The organism is Pseudomonas sp. NUPR-002 (genome assembly GCF_056322725.1).
In genome coordinates, this window is the sequence record NZ_CM150476.1 from 5536095 (window position 1) to 5552500 (window position 16406).

Sequence of the window (16406 nt, forward strand, 5' to 3'; positions counted from 1 at the left end):
GATGCAGCTCCTTAGCGCAGGCTGATGGTGGTGTTCACACCGTCGTTGACGCTGTCGTCATCAAACCAGCGGCTGGTGACGGTCTTGGTCTGAGTGTAGAACTGCACCACTTGCTTGCCGTATGGGCCCAGATCACCCAGCTTCGAGCCGCGGGAACCGGTGAAGCTGAAGAACGGTACTGGCACCGGAATCGGGATGTTGATACCCACCTGGCCCACATCGATTTCGTTCTGGAATTTGCGCGCCGCAGCGCCGCTTTGGGTAAACAGGCCAGTGCCGTTACCGAAGGGGTTACGGTTGACCAGGGCAATCGCCTCATCGAGGGTATCGACCTCCAGCACCACCAGTACCGGGCCGAAAATTTCCTGGGTGTAGATCTGCATGTCGGTGGTCACCCCGGAGAACAGGGTCGGGCCGACAAAGTTGCCTTGCTCGTAGCCCGGCACGCTGACGTCGCGGCCATCGAGTTCCAGCTTGGCGCCTTCCTTGATGCCGCTCTCGATCAAGCCCAGCACACGCTCCTTGGCACGCTTGGAAATCAGTGGGCCAACGTCAGTGCCTGGCTCGCTGCCGGCGTTGACCTTGAGGTTGGCCGCCAGTTCTTTCAGTTCCGGCAGCCACTCACGCGCCTTGCCCACCAGCACCGCCACCGAGGTAGCCATGCAGCGCTGACCGGCAGCACCGAAACCGGCGCCGACCAGGGCATTGAGGGTTTGCGTACGGTTGGCATCTGGCAGCACCACCGCGTGGTTCTTCGCGCCCATCATCGACTGCACACGCTTGCCATGCTGGCCCGCGAGGTTGTAGACGTGGGTGCCCACTTCGGTAGAACCAACGAAGGAAATCGCCTTGATATCGGTGTGAGTGCACAGGGCATCGACCACCTGCTTGCCGCCGTGTACCACGTTCAGTACACCGGCTGGCACACCGGCTTCCAGCGCCAGCTCGACCAGCATCATGGTCGACAGCGGGTCCTGCTCGGACGGCTTGAGCACGAAGGTGTTGCCGCAGACGATCGCCATCGGGAACATCCACAGCGGGATCATCGCCGGGAAGTTGAACGGGGTAATACCGGCGCACACACCGATGGGCTGGCGCAGGGTGTAGGTATCGACACCACCGGCAACGTTCTCGGCAAACTCGCCCATCTGCAGGCTGCCAATGCTGCAGGCATGCTCCACCACTTCCAGGCCGCGGAAAATATCGCCTTCGGCGTCGGCAATGGTTTTGCCCTGCTCGGCGCTGAGCACCACGGCAATGCGCTTGGAGTGCTCACGGATCAGCGCTTGCAGCTTGAGCATGATGCGCATACGCGCGCCAATCGGGGTATCACGCCAGGTTTTGAAGGCACGTTGGCCGGCAGCGATAGCCGCGTCGACTTCTTCAGCGGTGGCAAACGGCACACGCGCCAGCACTTGCTGGGTGGCCGGGTTGACCACGTCACGCCACTCAGTGGTTTTCGACTCGACCCACTGGCCGTCGATCAGCAGCTTGACCTGCTCGACCTTGGTCTGGTCGGGAGTAAGGGATGCGTTCATGTGCGTTCTCCTGAAATTGTTGTTTGGGAGAGATCGACGCCGCCGGGTCTGTCACGACGGACGCTTGGGTCTAGGGGCTGATTTGGAGTATAGATGTGCAAAGATCCTATAAGAACGAACATAAAAACCGGACCAACATGCAAAAAAACATCACCTCCCTGGGCTCCCTGAACTGGGATGACCTGAAGTTCTTTCTTGAAGTGGCGCGAACCCGCAAGGCCAGCAGCGCGGCCAAACGCCTGGGCGTGGACTACACCACGGTGTCGCGGCGCATCAGTTCGCTGGAAGGTGCGCTGGGTACCCTGCTGTTCGAGAAATCGCGGACCAACGGCTTTGTTCTCACCGCTGAAGGGCAGCGCCTGCTGAGCTATGCCGAGTCAATCGAAAGCACCCTGCACATGGCCTGTGAGCAGGTGTCAGGGTCCGGTGTGGCGCTCTCCGGGCATGTGCGCATGGGCTGTACCGAAGGCTTTGGCAGTTTCTTCGTCACCCCGCAACTGAGTCATTTCGTCGACACCTACCCGGCGATCTCGGTAGACATCCTGCCGCTGCCGCACTTCATCAGCCTGTCCAAGCGTGAAGCCGATATCGTCATTGCCCTGGAACGCCCGGAGCATGGCCCCTACGTGTGCTGCAAGCTGTGTGATTACCGCCTGCGCCTGTACGCCACCCAGGAATACCTCGACAACCACGCGCCGATCACCCGCAGCAGCGACCTGGCTGACCATCAGTTCATCAGTTACGTCGACGACCTGGCTTTCAGTTCAGAGTTGCTGTACCTGGCCAACCTGATCCCGGCGGCCAGCGCCAACCTGCGCAGCACCAGCGTGATTGCCCAGTATGTGGCTGCGCAACAAGGCCGTGGGCTGGCGATTCTCCCGTGTTTTCTGGCCGCACAGGATCCGCGCCTGGTGGCGATCCTGCCGCAAGAGGTGGAGATTACCCGGCAGTTCTGGATGTACTGCCGCGAGGACTTGAGGAAACTCAAGCGAATTACCCTATTGTGGGATTACATCCGCAATGTCACTGAGCGCAACGCACCACTATTGATGGGTGAGTCGCGCCAGATTGTCTTCGCTGATTAGTCAGATGCAACCACGATAGCAACGCGGCGGTTTTCCATACGCCCGGCGCTGGTGTCGTTGCTGGCCACCGGAACGCGGCTGCCCAGGCCACGGGTTTCGATGTTTTCCGGGCGCATGCCGATAGCGCTCAACGCATTGGCAACACTCTTGGCCCGGCGCAGTGACAGTTGCTCGTTGTACGCGGCACGGCCGGAAGCGTCGGTGTGTCCGTCAACCCGCACGCGCTGGATATCCACCGACAACAGCGACTTGCCAAGACGCTCGACAATGGCCTGGCTCTCGCTGTTCAGGGCATCCAAGTCGCTGCCAAACAGCACTTTGCTCGACAGGCCGAATTCCCAGCCTTCGTCGGTCAGGCGAAAGCCTTCGTGCTTGAGCAAGGCGATCTGTTCAGGCGTCAGGCCTTTGGGCGGCACGCTCTGGCAACCGGTCAAGGCCAGCAGCACCAGGGCCAGCCAGGCAAAGTGAAAGCGCAGATATCGACTCAGGTGGATCACAATTCAGCTCCTGTTTTTTACATGATGGGCAGAGCGTTCCGTCTCTGCCGCTTGCCACTGGCCACGCGTGGTGCGCTTGGCCTGATACATCGCCGCATCGGCGGCACTGAGCAAGTCTGCCGGTGTCGTGCCGTCATCCGGGAAGAAAGCAATGCCGACACTCAGCGAGGTCGTGATGCTGTGGCCTTCAGCCAGGCGAATCGGCAAACGCATGCTGCCGATGATTTTCTCGGCGATACGCTGGGCATCTTCGCGGCTGTGCAAAGGCGTCAGCAGCACGGCAAATTCGTCACCGCCCAGGCGCGCGACCAGATCGCCTTCGCGTAACTGCGCCCGCACCCGAGTGGCGACGCTGACCAACACTTCGTCACCAGCGGCATGACCATGGCTGTCGTTGATGGCCTTGAAGTTGTCGCTGTCGAGAAACAGCAACGCCATGTGTTCCTCAAACTTGCTGGCGTTGCGCAGGGAGCGGCTGAGCCGGCCTTCGAAGAACGAACGGTTGGGCAAACCGGTGAGGCTGTCGTGACTGGCCTGGTGAGCCAGGCTTTCGTTCTCGCTTTGCAGGTGGCTGTGCCAGCTTTCCAATTCATCGAGCAAGGCGTTGAAGTCGTTGCCCAGCTCATTGAGCTCGGCGATCTGCGCCTCGGGTACGCGGCGGTCAAAGCGGCGCTCACGGCGCGCCGCATGGGCGACCGTCGCCAGGCTGCGCAGCGGCCCAACGATATCGCCGAACATGCGCCGCGACAGGTACAACGCCCCGAGGGCGCTGAGCAGCGTGGCAAAGACAATCCCGGCCAGACCGCTGAGCAGAAAGCGCACCAGACTGCCCCCTTGGCCTTCCAGCTCGATCCGCCCGACCTGCTGGCCCTGATGCATCACGGGTAGGATGACCGGTTCTTCCAGCAAGCTACGCGCCACCTGTTGCTCCACTTGCGCAAGCAGGCTGTCATTGTTGCGCTGCCAACGGGCAAGCAACTGATTGCTGTCGTCGAAAACTTTGACGTCTGCCACTTCTTCCGTGGCGGCGATCATCGACAGGGCTTCATTGGCAGCGCTGCTGTCGTTGAACACCACGGCGGCTTCGACCGTGTAGTTGATCGAACGGGCGATCAGGTGCAGGTTGTGGTTGGCATATACACGCAGCGCCAGCACGCCGAGTACGGTCAAGGCCACCCCGGCCAAGCCTACGGCCAGCAACGCCACACTCAGGTGACGACGCCCGAGCACGGCGCGCAAGGTCGGGCGCTGACGGCCCCAGCCAAAGCCGATCATGGCTGCGCCGCCCGTCGTCGCGACAATTGCAGCACGGAGGGGTGAATACGCACACCACTGCGCGCCACCGAATCCAGGTTGACCTCGAACGCCACCTGGCGATCGCTGACGCGCAGGCAGAACACACTGCCCACCGTGCACGGGTCATCGGCTTCGCTGATGCTCAACACCGGATGACCGCTGATTGCGTTGAAGAGTTGGCTGCGTTCGCTGGGATTCAACTCGCCGAGGTAAATCGCATCGCATTCGCTGGAAATGCGCGAGTCTGCGGCCAACAGGCGGCGAACCTGTACAGGGCGGCCGGTGGGCTGTGTCGTGCCCTTGACCAGATCGTCGGCATACTCGGTAGGGCCGACCAGGCACAGGCGCAACTGCTCTGGCTCTACCGGCCAGCGGGCATAACTGAGAATTCCCAGTACCACCTGAGTCACGGCAGCAGCGCGTTGTTCGGCCATGGTTGCAGTGGCGGGCGCCTCAGCGCAGACGAGCGGGCTTAGCAGCACCAGTAACGCCGCGATCAGCGAGCGCCCCCGGCGCGTCACACGTCCCGGTGTCGGGGCCGCCACTTTCATGAAGGAAGTCTCTTAAGTCCCAGCGGGATGATGCCGTAACGATAGCATAATGGTCGATTTTCCAGCGAGTAGGCTGGCCCCTGAGGATCCGCTCAAAGGCCGAATCGCCCTGTTCAAACCTGCTCTAGCATCAAACCGGAAATGCGCTTGACCTTGCGCCGTACCGCGTCTTCGAACACGCCCAGGCGCGGCTCGATCAAAGTGAAACAGTTTTTCGCCCGGGTGATACCGGTGTAGATCAACTCCTTGGTCAAAACCGGGTTCAAGGCGTCCGGCAGCACCAAGGCGGTATGGGAGAACTCCGAGCCTTGCGACTTGTGCACGGTCATGGCGAACACCGTCTCCACCTCATTGAGGCGGCTGGGCAATACAAAGCGCACGCCGCCGCGGCCATCGTTACGGGCAAATGCCACGCGCAGCACCTGCTGCCCGGGTTGCTGTTCATCCGGCAGGCGCAGGGCGATCCCGATGTCACCGTTCATCAGGCCCAGGCCATAGTCGTTGCGGGTCATCAGCACCGGCCGCCCCTCATACCACGGCTGCTCGGCATCAATCAGCCCGGCGGCGCCGAGTACCCGGCTAACCCGCTGGTTCAGCCCTTCGACACCCCAGGGGCCTTTACGCACGGCACACAGCAACTGGAAGGTTTCAAAGCCTTGCAGCACGGCCATGGCCCACGCCTCCCAGCGTGGGTCATCGACCGGCGTCGTCAGCGCCGGGCGTTGACGACCGATGACTTGCAGATAACTGCGATAACCCTGTGGGCCATTCTCGCCGCGGCCAAGCCCTTCCAGCAGCAGACGATCCAGGGCGCGATCCTGTTCACCGCGCAAGGTCAGGCCAAACACATCATCCTGGGTCTGCTTCAACAAGGCCCGCGCCTGATCGGCATCCTGCAGGTTGACCAGCCGCGCCAGCCGACCAATACCGCTGCTCTCACCAAAGCGCCGGGAAAAGCGCAGCATCACCACCTGCTGGGCCAATGGATACTGCTCGGCGGTACCTGCCTGCAGCTCACTGCTCGTCAGGCTTTCGCCGCTGACCTGCTCCAGCCAGGCCTGAGTCTGCGCGCTGTAGCGGCCAGCCTCGGCATCGCGGCAGAGGTCACCCAGCACGGCACCCGCTTCCACCGACGCCAACTGGTCCTTATCGCCCAACAACACCAGACGAGCATGGGGCGGTAGCGCCGCCAGCAAGTTGGCCATCATCTCCAGGTCGATCATCGAGGCTTCATCGACGACCAGAACATCCAGCGGCAACGGGTTGCCCGCATGGTGGCGAAAATGTCGCGAGCCCGGGCGGCTGCCCAATAGCCGGTGCACAGTCGAGACGTCGGTAGGAATGTTTTCCCGCACCTGCGGCTCAACTTCCAGGCGCTCAACCTGCTGGCCGATCGACTCGGTCAAACGCGCTGCGGCCTTGCCGGTCGGTGCCGCCAGACGGATGCGCAAGGGGCGACCCGCTTCTACTGCCGGCGCCTGCAACAAGGCGAGCAAACGCACTACCGTCGTGGTCTTGCCGGTGCCGGGGCCGCCAGTAATGATGCTGAAGGCGCCACGGGTAGCCAGTGCGCAGGCCAGTTTCTGCCAATCCACCTGCCCTGGCTGAGCGCCCGCTACGAACAGTTGCGCCAGCCGCGCAGGCAGATCGGCCGGACTCGGCTCGACCTGCTCCAGACGCTGACGCAGGGCACTGTCGATCTGCCGTTCATAGGCCCAGTAACGGCGCAAGTACAGGCGCTGAGCGCTGAGCACCAGAGGCCGCGAACCCTCTTCAGCCCGGCCACCCTGGGCGACGAGACGGCTGCTGGCCAGGCGCTGCAGCCAGGTGCTCAAGGCCAACTGTTCAAGCAACTGCGACGGCAACAACAACGGACCTGCCAACGCATCACCTTCCGGCGGCAGCGACAGGGCAAAGTCCGGCTCGGCCAGGGTCTCGGCCAAGTCCAGGCACACATGCCCGTGCCCCAACTGGTGACTGGCCAGGGCCGCGGCCAGCAGTACCAAGGGATCGCCGCCGGGATCACGCTCCTCAAGGAAGCCGACAAAGGCCCGGTCCAGGGCGCGCAACCAGCCACGTTCGACCCAACGGTCAAGCAGCGCCAACAGGTCGGCGCTGTTACTCAAAGGCTCGAGTGCCGCCAGATGCGCAGCATCCAGCGGCGTCGGCAACAGGTCGTCGAGGGTACGGCTCATGGTGCTTCTCCCAGGAACAGGTCATGTTGCTGCGGTACGCTGACGCCACGGAACAAAGCATCGAGGCGCTCGATCAGCTCCCGTGGCGGTTTGACGAAATACACCCCGCCAGACGCCGCATGCACACCACGCAAAAAGACAAACAACGCACCGCCGACATGGCGGTCGTAGTCGTAATCGACCAGCCGTGCGCTGAGCTGGCGATGCAGGGCCAGCAGGTACAACACGTACTGCAGGTCATAACGGTGACTGAGGATCGCCGACTCCATGGCCAGCTCGCTGTAGGCCTGTTCGTCCGGGCCGAGCCAGTTAGACTTGTAGTCGGCCACGTAGTAACGCCCGTCGTGCTCGAAGGCCAGGTCGATGAAGCCTTTGAACATACCGTTGAGCTGGGCCGGCTGGGCAGCGACCCGTGCGGCGCCTTGATGGGTGTACTCACACACCAGACGGTCGAGCTGGAGCACATCGACCTTGTGGCTGGCAAACCAGAACTCCATCTCGATCTGGTACTGCGTCAGCTGGTTCAACGCCAAGGGTGGGCTTTCTGGCGCCAGGGCCATGGGTTGCACCAACACATGCTGCAGCCAGTCGCCGAGGGTGTTGATCCAACCCGTCCAGTCGCGACGGTTGCAGCGCTGACCGACCATGCGCTTGAGCGCTTCATCGTTAGCCGTTACCTGAGCAAAGCCTTCATGCCCTGCCCATTCGAGCAGGCCGTGGAGGAAGGTCCCGGGGTTGGGGCCGCGCGGGAAGCGGTGGATATCACCACTGCCCGGCATCACTTCGCGCAACTGCTGTGGGTCGGGACGTTCGTCATCCAGCAGTTGCTGGGCCTGAGAGCTGTCTGCCGTCAGCGTCAGCGCCTCTTCACCAATGCGCAGCGCACTGTAGGAAGCAATCCACCAGTTTTCCGCCGCACGGCGCTTGGGTTGCCGCGCAGGCAACAGTTCGGCCTGGTTACGCGGTGCGCTGTAGCACTGCTCATTCGGCTCAGGCATGGCGCTGCTGGCGATAGCCTTGCATCCGCCCTGCAAGGCCTGCAACCAATCACTCAGTTGGCTGGAGGCAGCCAACGGCAGGCCGCCGCCGAGCAGATAGCCCAGGGCCGAGCGGTGCAGCAACGACGTCTTGCCGGTACCACGCTTGAGGTCGGCAACCCCGAGCCAACAGGCGTGCTGGGCGCGGGTCAGGGCCACGTAGAGCAGGCGAAGGTCTTCGGCCAGGCGCTCATCGTCGGCCAAGGCAATCTGTTCGGCATTCGGCGTCAGGGTCAGGTGGGCCTGGCCATCGCTGTCGTGCCAGGCCAGCGGCAGGCGTTGGCCGTCCACCGGTTTACTGGTGCAGATGAATGGCAGGAACACCAGCGGGTATTCCAGGCCCTTGGACTTGTGGATGGTGACCACTTTGACCAGTTGCTCATCGCTTTCCAGACGCAGAATCTGCTCTTCACCGGCCTGTCCGGCACTGGCCAGATGCTCGCCCAGATGGCGGATCAGCGCTTGCTCACCATCCAGCTCGCTGGCTGCCTGCTGCAGCAACTCGGCCAGGTGCAAGAGGTTGGTCAGCACCCGCTCACCGTCACTGCGGCCGATCAACACCTGTGGCAGCTCAAAATCGTGCAGCAGATGGCGCAGCATCGGCAACACGCCCTGGCTGCGCCAGATCAGCCGGTACTGGCGGAACTGCATGACCCAGCGCTCCCACACCCGCTCATTCTGGTTCAACTGCTCCAGCGCCGACAGCGGTAGGTTGAGGGTGATGCTCGCCAGCGCCGCCTTGAGCAAACGTTCGGCATCGGGTTCGGCACAGGCCTTGAGCCAGGCCAGCAGGTCCTGAGCTTCCTGCGCGGCGAATACCGAGTCCTTGTCCGACAGGTACACGCTGCGGACATCGCGGGCCGCCAGTTCGGCGCGAATCAGTTGTGCTTCGCGGCCGTCACGGACAAGGATGGCAATGTCAGACGGCATGCAGCCGCGCAGCGACTGGTCGGCCTGGAGGAAACCACTACGGCCCTGTTGTCCACCATTGAGCAGCGCGACGATCTGACTGGCGCAACTGGCAGCGAGCTGCTGGCGGTAGACCGCGCCGGATACCGGCTCTTCACTACCCAACTGCCAGAGGTTGAGCGCCGCAAGCGTCTGCCCATCGACTTGAAATTGCTCGCTGCGCCCTTTGGCCTTGACCTCGACGAAGGGCACCGGGTTGTCATCGCTGCTGCGAAACAGGAAGGCGCCGCGCCCCTGTTCGCGCAGTTCGGCTTGCATGAACACATGGTTGACCGCACTGACCATCGCCTCGCTGGAGCGGTAGTTGGTATCCAGGCTGTGCAAGCGCCCGGCGGTGGCGCGACGCGCTTGCAGGTAGGTGAAGATATCCGCACCACGAAACGCGTAGATCGCCTGCTTGGGGTCACCGATCATGAACAGGCCAGTGTCCTGGACGTTCTCCTCAATGCAGTAGATGCGTTGAAAGATCCGATACTGGACTGGGTCGGTGTCCTGGAATTCATCGATCAGGGCGACCGGAAACTGCTCGCGGATCAGACCGGCCAGACGTTCGCCGGCATCGCCATGCAAAGCGTGGTCAAGACGCACGAGCATGTCGTCAAAGCCCATTTCCGCACGGCGGCGCTTTTCCTGTTCAAAGCGTGCACCCACCCAGGCGGCGGCATGCTCCAACAAACAGGCGTCAGGGGTTGGCAAGGCTTTGAGTTGCTCTTGCAAACCTTCCATAGCCTGCAGTGCGGGGTGGCTCGGCGCCTCGCCCTTCCAGGCTTCGGCCATGCCCGCTCGGGTAAAGCGGGTAAAGCCGGTACCCAGATCAAGCTCCAGCGCTTGCTCATCACTGGCCCACGCGGCCAGCTTCTCGCACCAGGGCTCGAAGTAACGCGCTTGCATCTTGCGCCCGTCCACCTGCTTGGCGGCCAGGCCGTCGCGGCAGATCTGCAGCAGTTGCGCAGACCACTGCAGCCAAGGCGCCTTGAGCGTGCGCAATTGCTCGGCGCGCTGTTGCAGCACGGCATCGATCAACGCCTGCGGCTCTTCGCCAGTGTTGTCGATGTGCTTACGACCAAACAGTGCGCGTACTCGCGGCAACAGTGCATCCGGGCTGACCCACTGGCTGCGCACCCAGGCCAGGGCGTCACCTTGCATGCTGTAGCAAAAGCGCCGCCAGTAGTCGCGCATGACCTGAGCGAGCAATTCACTGTGGTCAGTTTCCAGGGTTTGCGTAAACAGGCTGCCGCTGTCGAACGCATGCTCACGCAGCATACGTTGGCACCAACTGTGGATAGTCGAGACAGCCGCCTCATCCATCCATTGCGCCGCCACATCCAGGCGATTGGCGCAGGCCGGCCAAAGCTCAGGTTGATAGTCGTCACGCAGTAGCTGCAGCAACGGGTCGGCTTCACTCAGTTCACCACGGAAGAAGCGCGCGGCTTCTGCCAGACGGGTACGAATACGCTCGCGCAGCTCCTTGGTGGCCGCGTCGGTAAAGGTCACCACCAATACCTGTGGTGGCAACAGCTCACGGCCAAAACCCTGCTCGCCGCCATGGCCAAGCACCAGGCGCAAGTACAGTGCGGAAATGGTGAAGGTCTTGCCGGTACCGGCGCTGGCTTCGATCAGTTGGCTGCCATGCAACGGAAACGTCAGGGCCAACGGTGCACTGCGACTCATTGGCCGTTCTCCTCATTGCTCAGGGTCTGCCAGGGCGCTTCCAGCATCGGACGGTACAAGGCTTCACACCAGCCTTCGAACTCTTCACTGGCGGTGAGCGCGGCGAAATCGTTGAACTGACGTGCCAGGGCGGTGCTTTCACTGCGCTCGCCAAAGCTGTTCTGGCCATCGCCTTCATAGGCCTTGGCCGCAGCAGCCAGGGCTTTGTCCGGGTCACTTTGGGCCAGCCAGGCAAAGGCGGTTTTGACACCCACCGGCAGCGGCGCCCCCATGCCGGTCTGACGCGCCAGGAGCAGGTCACCGAACAATTCGGTGGCCCGCGATTGCTCTAGTGGAGCCAACAGCAGGGTAATGTCAGTGGCAACCACCGCACTGTGCAACGGCAGGCCAACGGCGCAGGCGGCCAGGTGCATGACCCAGGTCGCGGTCAGCCGATGCCACTTCAGCGAGCGGCCGCTGCTGATGCCATTAGGTAACGTGGTAATACTCAGCAACGACTGATCGTCGCGCTGATAGACCCGCCCGAGCCAACCTTCGAGCTTGAGCTGGCGATACTCGAAGCGAATCGGCAATGCACTGTCCAGGGCGTTGGGCCACTGACGCAGCAGCTGTTGATGACGTAGCAGCAGATCGGGCAACGGCTCGACCAGTTCAGCTTGCAGGCATTGCCCGAAGCCCGCCAACGGCAGCATGCCACTACCCTGCAGACGACGAGCCTGACTACCGAGTGCCTGGGCGGCGTCGTCAGGTGCGGCCAGGGCGGCTGCCAGCAGACTTTCGCTGAGGCTATAGCGTTGCAAGGCGTCGAGTACGAAGGGCTCCTCATCCGCCAGTGGTGCTTGCGCCGACTCGAAGAACACCTTCAAACGCTGGCTGAAAAAGTGGCGTACCGGGTGGCGCAGGAAGTCTTGCAGCAAGGTCAGACTCAAGGCTTCGTCGCTGCTGTACGGCGGCAACGCATCGTCGGCCTTCGATTGTTCTTCGCCAGGCAGGTGCAAAGCTCGCCATTCCAGGGCGTAACTGAACAGGTTGCTGCCTTTGTGGAAATAGCGAGTACTGAACGGTTGCAACGGGTGCTCTACGGTCAAGGCATGCAGCAACTGCTCGCCAGCATCGAGCTTATCACCGGTGGTTGCTCCCTCCAGCCGCCAACCGGCAGCGAGGTGGTCACGCAATTGCCCAATCAACACCGAGGCTGGGCGCTCACTGTTGTCGCGGATACTGCGGCCGACCCAGCTGACGTAGAGCTGATCGCGGGCCGACAGCAGTGCTTCGAGCAACAGGTAGCGGTCGTCTTCACGGCGCGAACGGTCGCCGGGCCGGTAGTCACTGCCCATCAGGTCGAAGTCCAATGGCGGCTGCGCACGCGGGTAATCGCCGTCGTTCATGCCCAGCAGGCAGACCACCTTGAACGGGATGGCGCGCATCGGCATCAGGGTGCAGAAATTCACCGAACCGGCGAGGAAGCGTTGCGACAGACGCCCTTGATCAAGGCCGGCCAGCCAGGCTTCGCGAACCACCGTCAATGGCAGCAAGTCTTCAAGCGCAACCGACTCGCAGGTTTGCAACCAGTCCTCGCGCAAGGTTTGCAGTTGCACCAGCAAATAATCGTCATGCTCGGTTTCGGCCAGGAAGAACACCTGCAACAAAGCATGCAGACGCTCACCCCATTGCTGCGCAGTCGCCGGCTTGGACAACTGCTGGTAGGCAACTTCCAGAGCATCGAGCAAGGCTACCAGCGGGCCGATCAGTGCTGCATCCAGGCCCCCGATTTCGTCGAACGGTTCGATGCCATCACAACTTTCACCCACACCGACGGCATAGCCGAGCAGCATGCGTCGCAAACCGAAGCGCCAACTGTTCTGCTCAAGATCTGCGGGCAAACCGAGATTGGCACGTTGCTCGGCGTTCAACCCCCAACGGATGCCCGCACCCTCGATCCAGCGGTGCAAGGTTGCCAGGTCGCTTTCCTTGATGGAGAAGCGGGCACGCAAGGCCGGTACGTCCAGCAGGTCGAGAATTTCGCTGACGGCAAATCGGCTATCGGGCAACTTCAGCAGGTGCTCAAGGGCAATCAGCAGCGGGTCGCGGCCACGCTGGCCTTGGTCCGTCAGGGTGAAAGGAATGAAGCGTGGATCATCGCGGCCCAGTTGACCAAACACCGCGCGGATATGCGGGGCGTAGGTGTTAATGTCTGGCAGCATGACGATCACATCGCGCGGACGCAACTGCGGATCGGCACTGAAGCGTGCGAGCAACTGGTCATGCAGTATTTCCACTTCACGCTGCGGACTGTGCGCGATATGAAAACGTACCGAGGGGTCCTTGTTCGGTTTGACCGCCGGCCACAAGGCGCGGGTTTCGGCTAGTGGGCGCAGTTCCAGAATGTCGTCCTGCAACTGATTGAGCAGGGTTTTTGGCTGACTTTCACTGAACAGATCGATACGCCCATCAGTGAAGGCTGCGCTATAGCTTGCAGGATCATCGTAACTGTCGAGCAGGTTGATGTAGTCGCGGCCCTGCTTACCCCACGCAGCCAGCAACGGGTGTGCGTGCTGATGCAACGATTGGGCGTCGATCAGGCTGGGCATACCCTGCTTGCGTTGCTGGCGCTTGTACTGGTGTCGCAGCAGGTCTTTGTCGGCAACGATGTCGGCCCAGTGATGACGGCAGGGGTTGTGTACACACAACAGCACCTGACTGAAACGTGCCAGGCCAGCCAAGGCTTCCAGCGCCTGGGCGGGCAAGGAAGAAATGCCAAATACGATCACTCGCGAAGGGAGACCAGCGGGTGCATGTTCAAGGCGGTTGATGCGTTCGATGAAGCGCTGGTGCACACCGGCACGACTCTGCGCCATGCCCTCCTCGCCGACATCCAGCAGCAGCGCACGCCACAACTCCGCTTGCCAGCAGTTGGCCGGTGGTAGTGGCTTGCTGTCCCCCCGCGCGGTATTGAGCACATGCCGCCCGGCTGCCCAGTCTTTCAGCCAGTCGGCACGGTACACCTGATATTGGTCGAACAGGTCGGCCAGGCGCTCAGCCAACTGGTAGCGCTTGCGCAAATCGGTGTCGTCGGTGAGAAAGCGCTGCAGGGGTTCGAAGTGCGGCTTGTCGATCACTTCAGGCAACAGGCGCATCAAGCGCCACGTCAGTGGTGCCTTGTCGAGCAGGGAAACCTCTGGGATCTCATCTCGCCCCAGAACACGGCGATACAACTGCCACATGAAACTGCCGGGCAACTGCACCTCGACTGCGGCGGCAATGCCACAGCCGCCCAGGTCGTCATCCTCGGGGTCTTCAGCAAGAGCCAGCTTGAGCCACTGGGCAATGCCGTTGCTTTGCACCAGAACAATCTCATTTTCCAGCGGAGCGAGGGGATAGCGCCGCATCCAACTCACAACCAAGCTGCGCAGTTCATCCAGGCGGTTGCCGTGAACCACCATGAATCCTGGTAGGAGTGAGTTTGCTTGCGACATTGGACATCCTTGAGGCTGGGCGGACAGGCGCAAACCATAGCATGGCGCTGTAGGAGCGGGCTTGCCCCGCGATAGCGATCTGCCTGACACACCGCTATCGCGGGGCAAGCCCGCTCCCACAAGAAGAAGCCCATCCCAGCAGATTTTGGTCGGCGGAAAAGACAAAACCCCTACCTGCGTACGCAGATAGGGGTTTCGGAATTTAATCTTGACGATGACCTACTCTCACATGGGGAAACCCCACACTACCATCGGCGATGCATCGTTTCACTGCTGAGTTCGGGATGGGATCAGGTGGTTCCAATGCTCTATGGTCGTCAAGAAATTCTGTTGCCAGAAGGTCTTGTTAGACACTCCAGCGAATTGGGTATGTGACTTTGTGGTTTTGCAAACTTTCGGTGACTTTCGTCTTCACCACCACAATCTGCGCTGCAGATTGCTTGGGTGTTATATGGTCAAGCCTCACGGGCAATTAGTATTGGTTAGCTCAACGCCTCACAGCGCTTACACACCCAACCTATCAACGTCGTAGTCTTCGACGGCCCTTCAGGGAGCTCAAGGCTCCAGTGAGATCTCATCTTGAGGCAAGTTTCCCGCTTAGATGCTTTCAGCGGTTATCTCTCCCGAACATAGCTACCCGGCAATGCCACTGGCGTGACAACCGGAACACCAGAGGTTCGTCCACTCCGGTCCTCTCGTACTAGGAGCAGCCCCTCTCAAATCTCAAACGTCCACGGCAGATAGGGACCGAACTGTCTCACGACGTTCTAAACCCAGCTCGCGTACCACTTTAAATGGCGAACAGCCATACCCTTGGGACCGGCTTCAGCCCCAGGATGTGATGAGCCGACATCGAGGTGCCAAACACCGCCGTCGATATGAACTCTTGGGCGGTATCAGCCTGTTATCCCCGGAGTACCTTTTATCCGTTGAGCGATGGCCCTTCCATACAGAACCACCGGATCACTAAGACCTACTTTCGTACCTGCTCGACGTGTCTGTCTCGCAGTCAAGCGCGCTTTTGCCTTTATACTCTACGACCGATTTCCGACCGGTCTGAGCGCACCTTCGTACTCCTCCGTTACTCTTTAGGAGGAGACCGCCCCAGTCAAACTACCCACCATACACTGTCCTCGATCCGGATAACGGACCTGAGTTAGAACCTCAAAGTTGCCAGGGTGGTATTTCAAGGATGGCTCCACGCGAACTGGCGTCCACGCTTCAAAGCCTCCCACCTATCCTACACAAGCAAATTCAAAGTCCAGTGCAAAGCTATAGTAAAGGTTCACGGGGTCTTTCCGTCTAGCCGCGGATACACTGCATCTTCACAGCGATTTCAATTTCACTGAGTCTCGGGTGGAGACAGCGCCGCCATCGTTACGCCATTCGTGCAGGTCGGAACTTACCCGACAAGGAATTTCGCTACCTTAGGACCGTTATAGTTACGGCCGCCGTTTACCGGGGCTTCGATCAAGAGCTTCGCGTTAGCTAACCCCATCAATTAACCTTCCGGCACCGGGCAGGCGTCACACCCTATACGTCCACTTTCGTGTTTGCAGAGTGCTGTGTTTTTAATAAACAGTCGCAGCGGCCTGGTATCTTCGACCGGCATGGGCTTACGGAGCAAGTCCTTCACCCTCACCGGCGCACCTTCTCCCGAAGTTACGGTGCCATTTTGCCTAGTTCCTTCACCCGAGTTCTCTCAAGCGCCTTGGTATTCTCTACCCAACCACCTGTGTCGGTTTGGGGTACGGTTCCTAGTTATCTGAAGCTTAGAAGCTTTTCTTGGAAGCATGGCATCAACCACTTCGTCGCCTAAAGGCAACTCGTCATCAGCTCTCGGCCTTAAGATCCCGGATTTACCTAAGATCTCAGCCTACCACCTTAAACTTGGACAACCAACGCCAAGCTGGCCTAGCCTTCTCCGTCCCTCCATCGCAATAACTAGAAGTACAGGAATATTAACCTGTTTTCCATCGACTACGCTTTTCAGCCTCGCCTTAGGGACCGACTAACCCTGCGTCGATTAACGTTGCGCAGGAAACCTTGGTCTTTCGGCGTGGGAGTTTTTCACTCCCATTGTCGTTACTC

At 60.9% G+C, this 16406-nt stretch carries 8 protein-coding genes and 2 rRNA genes (1 of these 10 only partly in view); 1 reads left to right on the forward strand and 9 read right to left on the reverse strand.

Annotated features, from left to right (window positions below):
- Nucleotides 1-11: 11 nt before the first annotated feature.
- Nucleotides 12-1538 carry a CoA-acylating methylmalonate-semialdehyde dehydrogenase gene (locus tag ACVWSC_RS25560; protein WP_442109949.1) on the reverse strand — a complete coding sequence of 509 codons (1527 nt, stop codon included), beginning with the start codon at nucleotides 1536-1538 and terminating at the stop codon, nucleotides 12-14.
- A 137-nt stretch (nucleotides 1539-1675) separates the two neighbouring features.
- Between ACVWSC_RS25560 and ACVWSC_RS25565 the strand changes: the two genes are divergently transcribed.
- Entirely contained in the window at nucleotides 1676-2623 is a 948-nt protein-coding gene (locus ACVWSC_RS25565) for a LysR family transcriptional regulator (protein WP_442109951.1), read from the forward strand.
- On the opposite strand, the gene yfiB is transcribed toward ACVWSC_RS25565, so the two are convergent.
- From yfiB to ACVWSC_RS25605, 8 genes are all read right to left on the reverse strand, one after another.
- Nucleotides 2620-3120, reverse strand: a complete 501-nt coding sequence (gene yfiB / locus ACVWSC_RS25570) for an outer membrane lipoprotein YfiB (protein WP_442109953.1) — start codon at nucleotides 3118-3120, stop codon at nucleotides 2620-2622. The genes ACVWSC_RS25565 and yfiB overlap by 4 nt on opposite strands.
- Nucleotides 3121-3123: 3 nt before the next feature.
- Nucleotides 3124-4395 carry a diguanylate cyclase DgcN/YfiN gene (gene dgcN / locus ACVWSC_RS25575; RefSeq protein ID WP_442109955.1) on the reverse strand — a complete coding sequence of 424 codons (1272 nt, stop codon included), beginning with the start codon at nucleotides 4393-4395 and terminating at the stop codon, nucleotides 3124-3126.
- Nucleotides 4392-4967 carry a regulatory sequestration protein YfiR gene (gene yfiR, locus ACVWSC_RS25580; RefSeq protein ID WP_442109957.1) on the reverse strand — a complete coding sequence of 192 codons (576 nt, stop codon included), beginning with the start codon at nucleotides 4965-4967 and terminating at the stop codon, nucleotides 4392-4394. Before yfiR ends, dgcN begins: the two co-directional genes overlap by 4 nt.
- A 113-nt stretch (nucleotides 4968-5080) precedes the next feature.
- Nucleotides 5081-7162, reverse strand: coding sequence for an exodeoxyribonuclease V subunit alpha (gene recD, locus ACVWSC_RS25585; RefSeq protein WP_442109959.1), 2082 nt, complete (start codon nucleotides 7160-7162; stop codon nucleotides 5081-5083).
- Nucleotides 7159-10839: an exodeoxyribonuclease V subunit beta gene (gene recB, locus ACVWSC_RS25590; protein ID WP_442109961.1), complete on the reverse strand. Its 3681-nt coding sequence runs from the start codon at nucleotides 10837-10839 to the stop codon at nucleotides 7159-7161. The genes recD and recB overlap by 4 nt, the downstream gene beginning before the upstream one ends.
- Nucleotides 10836-14315 carry an exodeoxyribonuclease V subunit gamma gene (gene recC / locus ACVWSC_RS25595; protein WP_442109963.1) on the reverse strand — a complete coding sequence of 1160 codons (3480 nt, stop codon included), beginning with the start codon at nucleotides 14313-14315 and terminating at the stop codon, nucleotides 10836-10838. Before recC ends, recB begins: the two co-directional genes overlap by 4 nt.
- Nucleotides 14316-14521: 206 nt before the next feature.
- Nucleotides 14522-14637: ribosomal RNA gene (gene rrf, locus ACVWSC_RS25600) — 5S ribosomal RNA — on the reverse strand.
- 129 nt (nucleotides 14638-14766) lie between these two features.
- Nucleotides 14767-16406: ribosomal RNA gene (locus ACVWSC_RS25605) — 23S ribosomal RNA — on the reverse strand; it runs 1251 nt beyond the window's last position.

Excerpts from the sequence above, each read along its gene's own strand:
- ACVWSC_RS25560 (WP_442109949.1), bottom strand. The coding sequence starts at position 1,538 with ATGAACGCATCCCTTACTCCCGACCAGACCAAGGTCGAGCAGGTCAAG.
- yfiR (WP_442109957.1), bottom strand. The coding sequence starts at position 4,967 with ATGAAAGTGGCGGCCCCGACACCGGGACGTGTGACGCGCCGGGGGCGC.
- ACVWSC_RS25565 (WP_442109951.1), top strand. The coding sequence starts at position 1,676 with ATGCAAAAAAACATCACCTCCCTGGGCTCCCTGAACTGGGATGACCTG.
- dgcN (WP_442109955.1), bottom strand. The coding sequence starts at position 4,395 with ATGATCGGCTTTGGCTGGGGCCGTCAGCGCCCGACCTTGCGCGCCGTG.
- recD (WP_442109959.1), bottom strand. The coding sequence starts at position 7,162 with ATGAGCCGTACCCTCGACGACCTGTTGCCGACGCCGCTGGATGCTGCG.
- recB (WP_442109961.1), bottom strand. The coding sequence starts at position 10,839 with ATGAGTCGCAGTGCACCGTTGGCCCTGACGTTTCCGTTGCATGGCAGC.
- recC (WP_442109963.1), bottom strand. The coding sequence starts at position 14,315 with ATGTCGCAAGCAAACTCACTCCTACCAGGATTCATGGTGGTTCACGGC.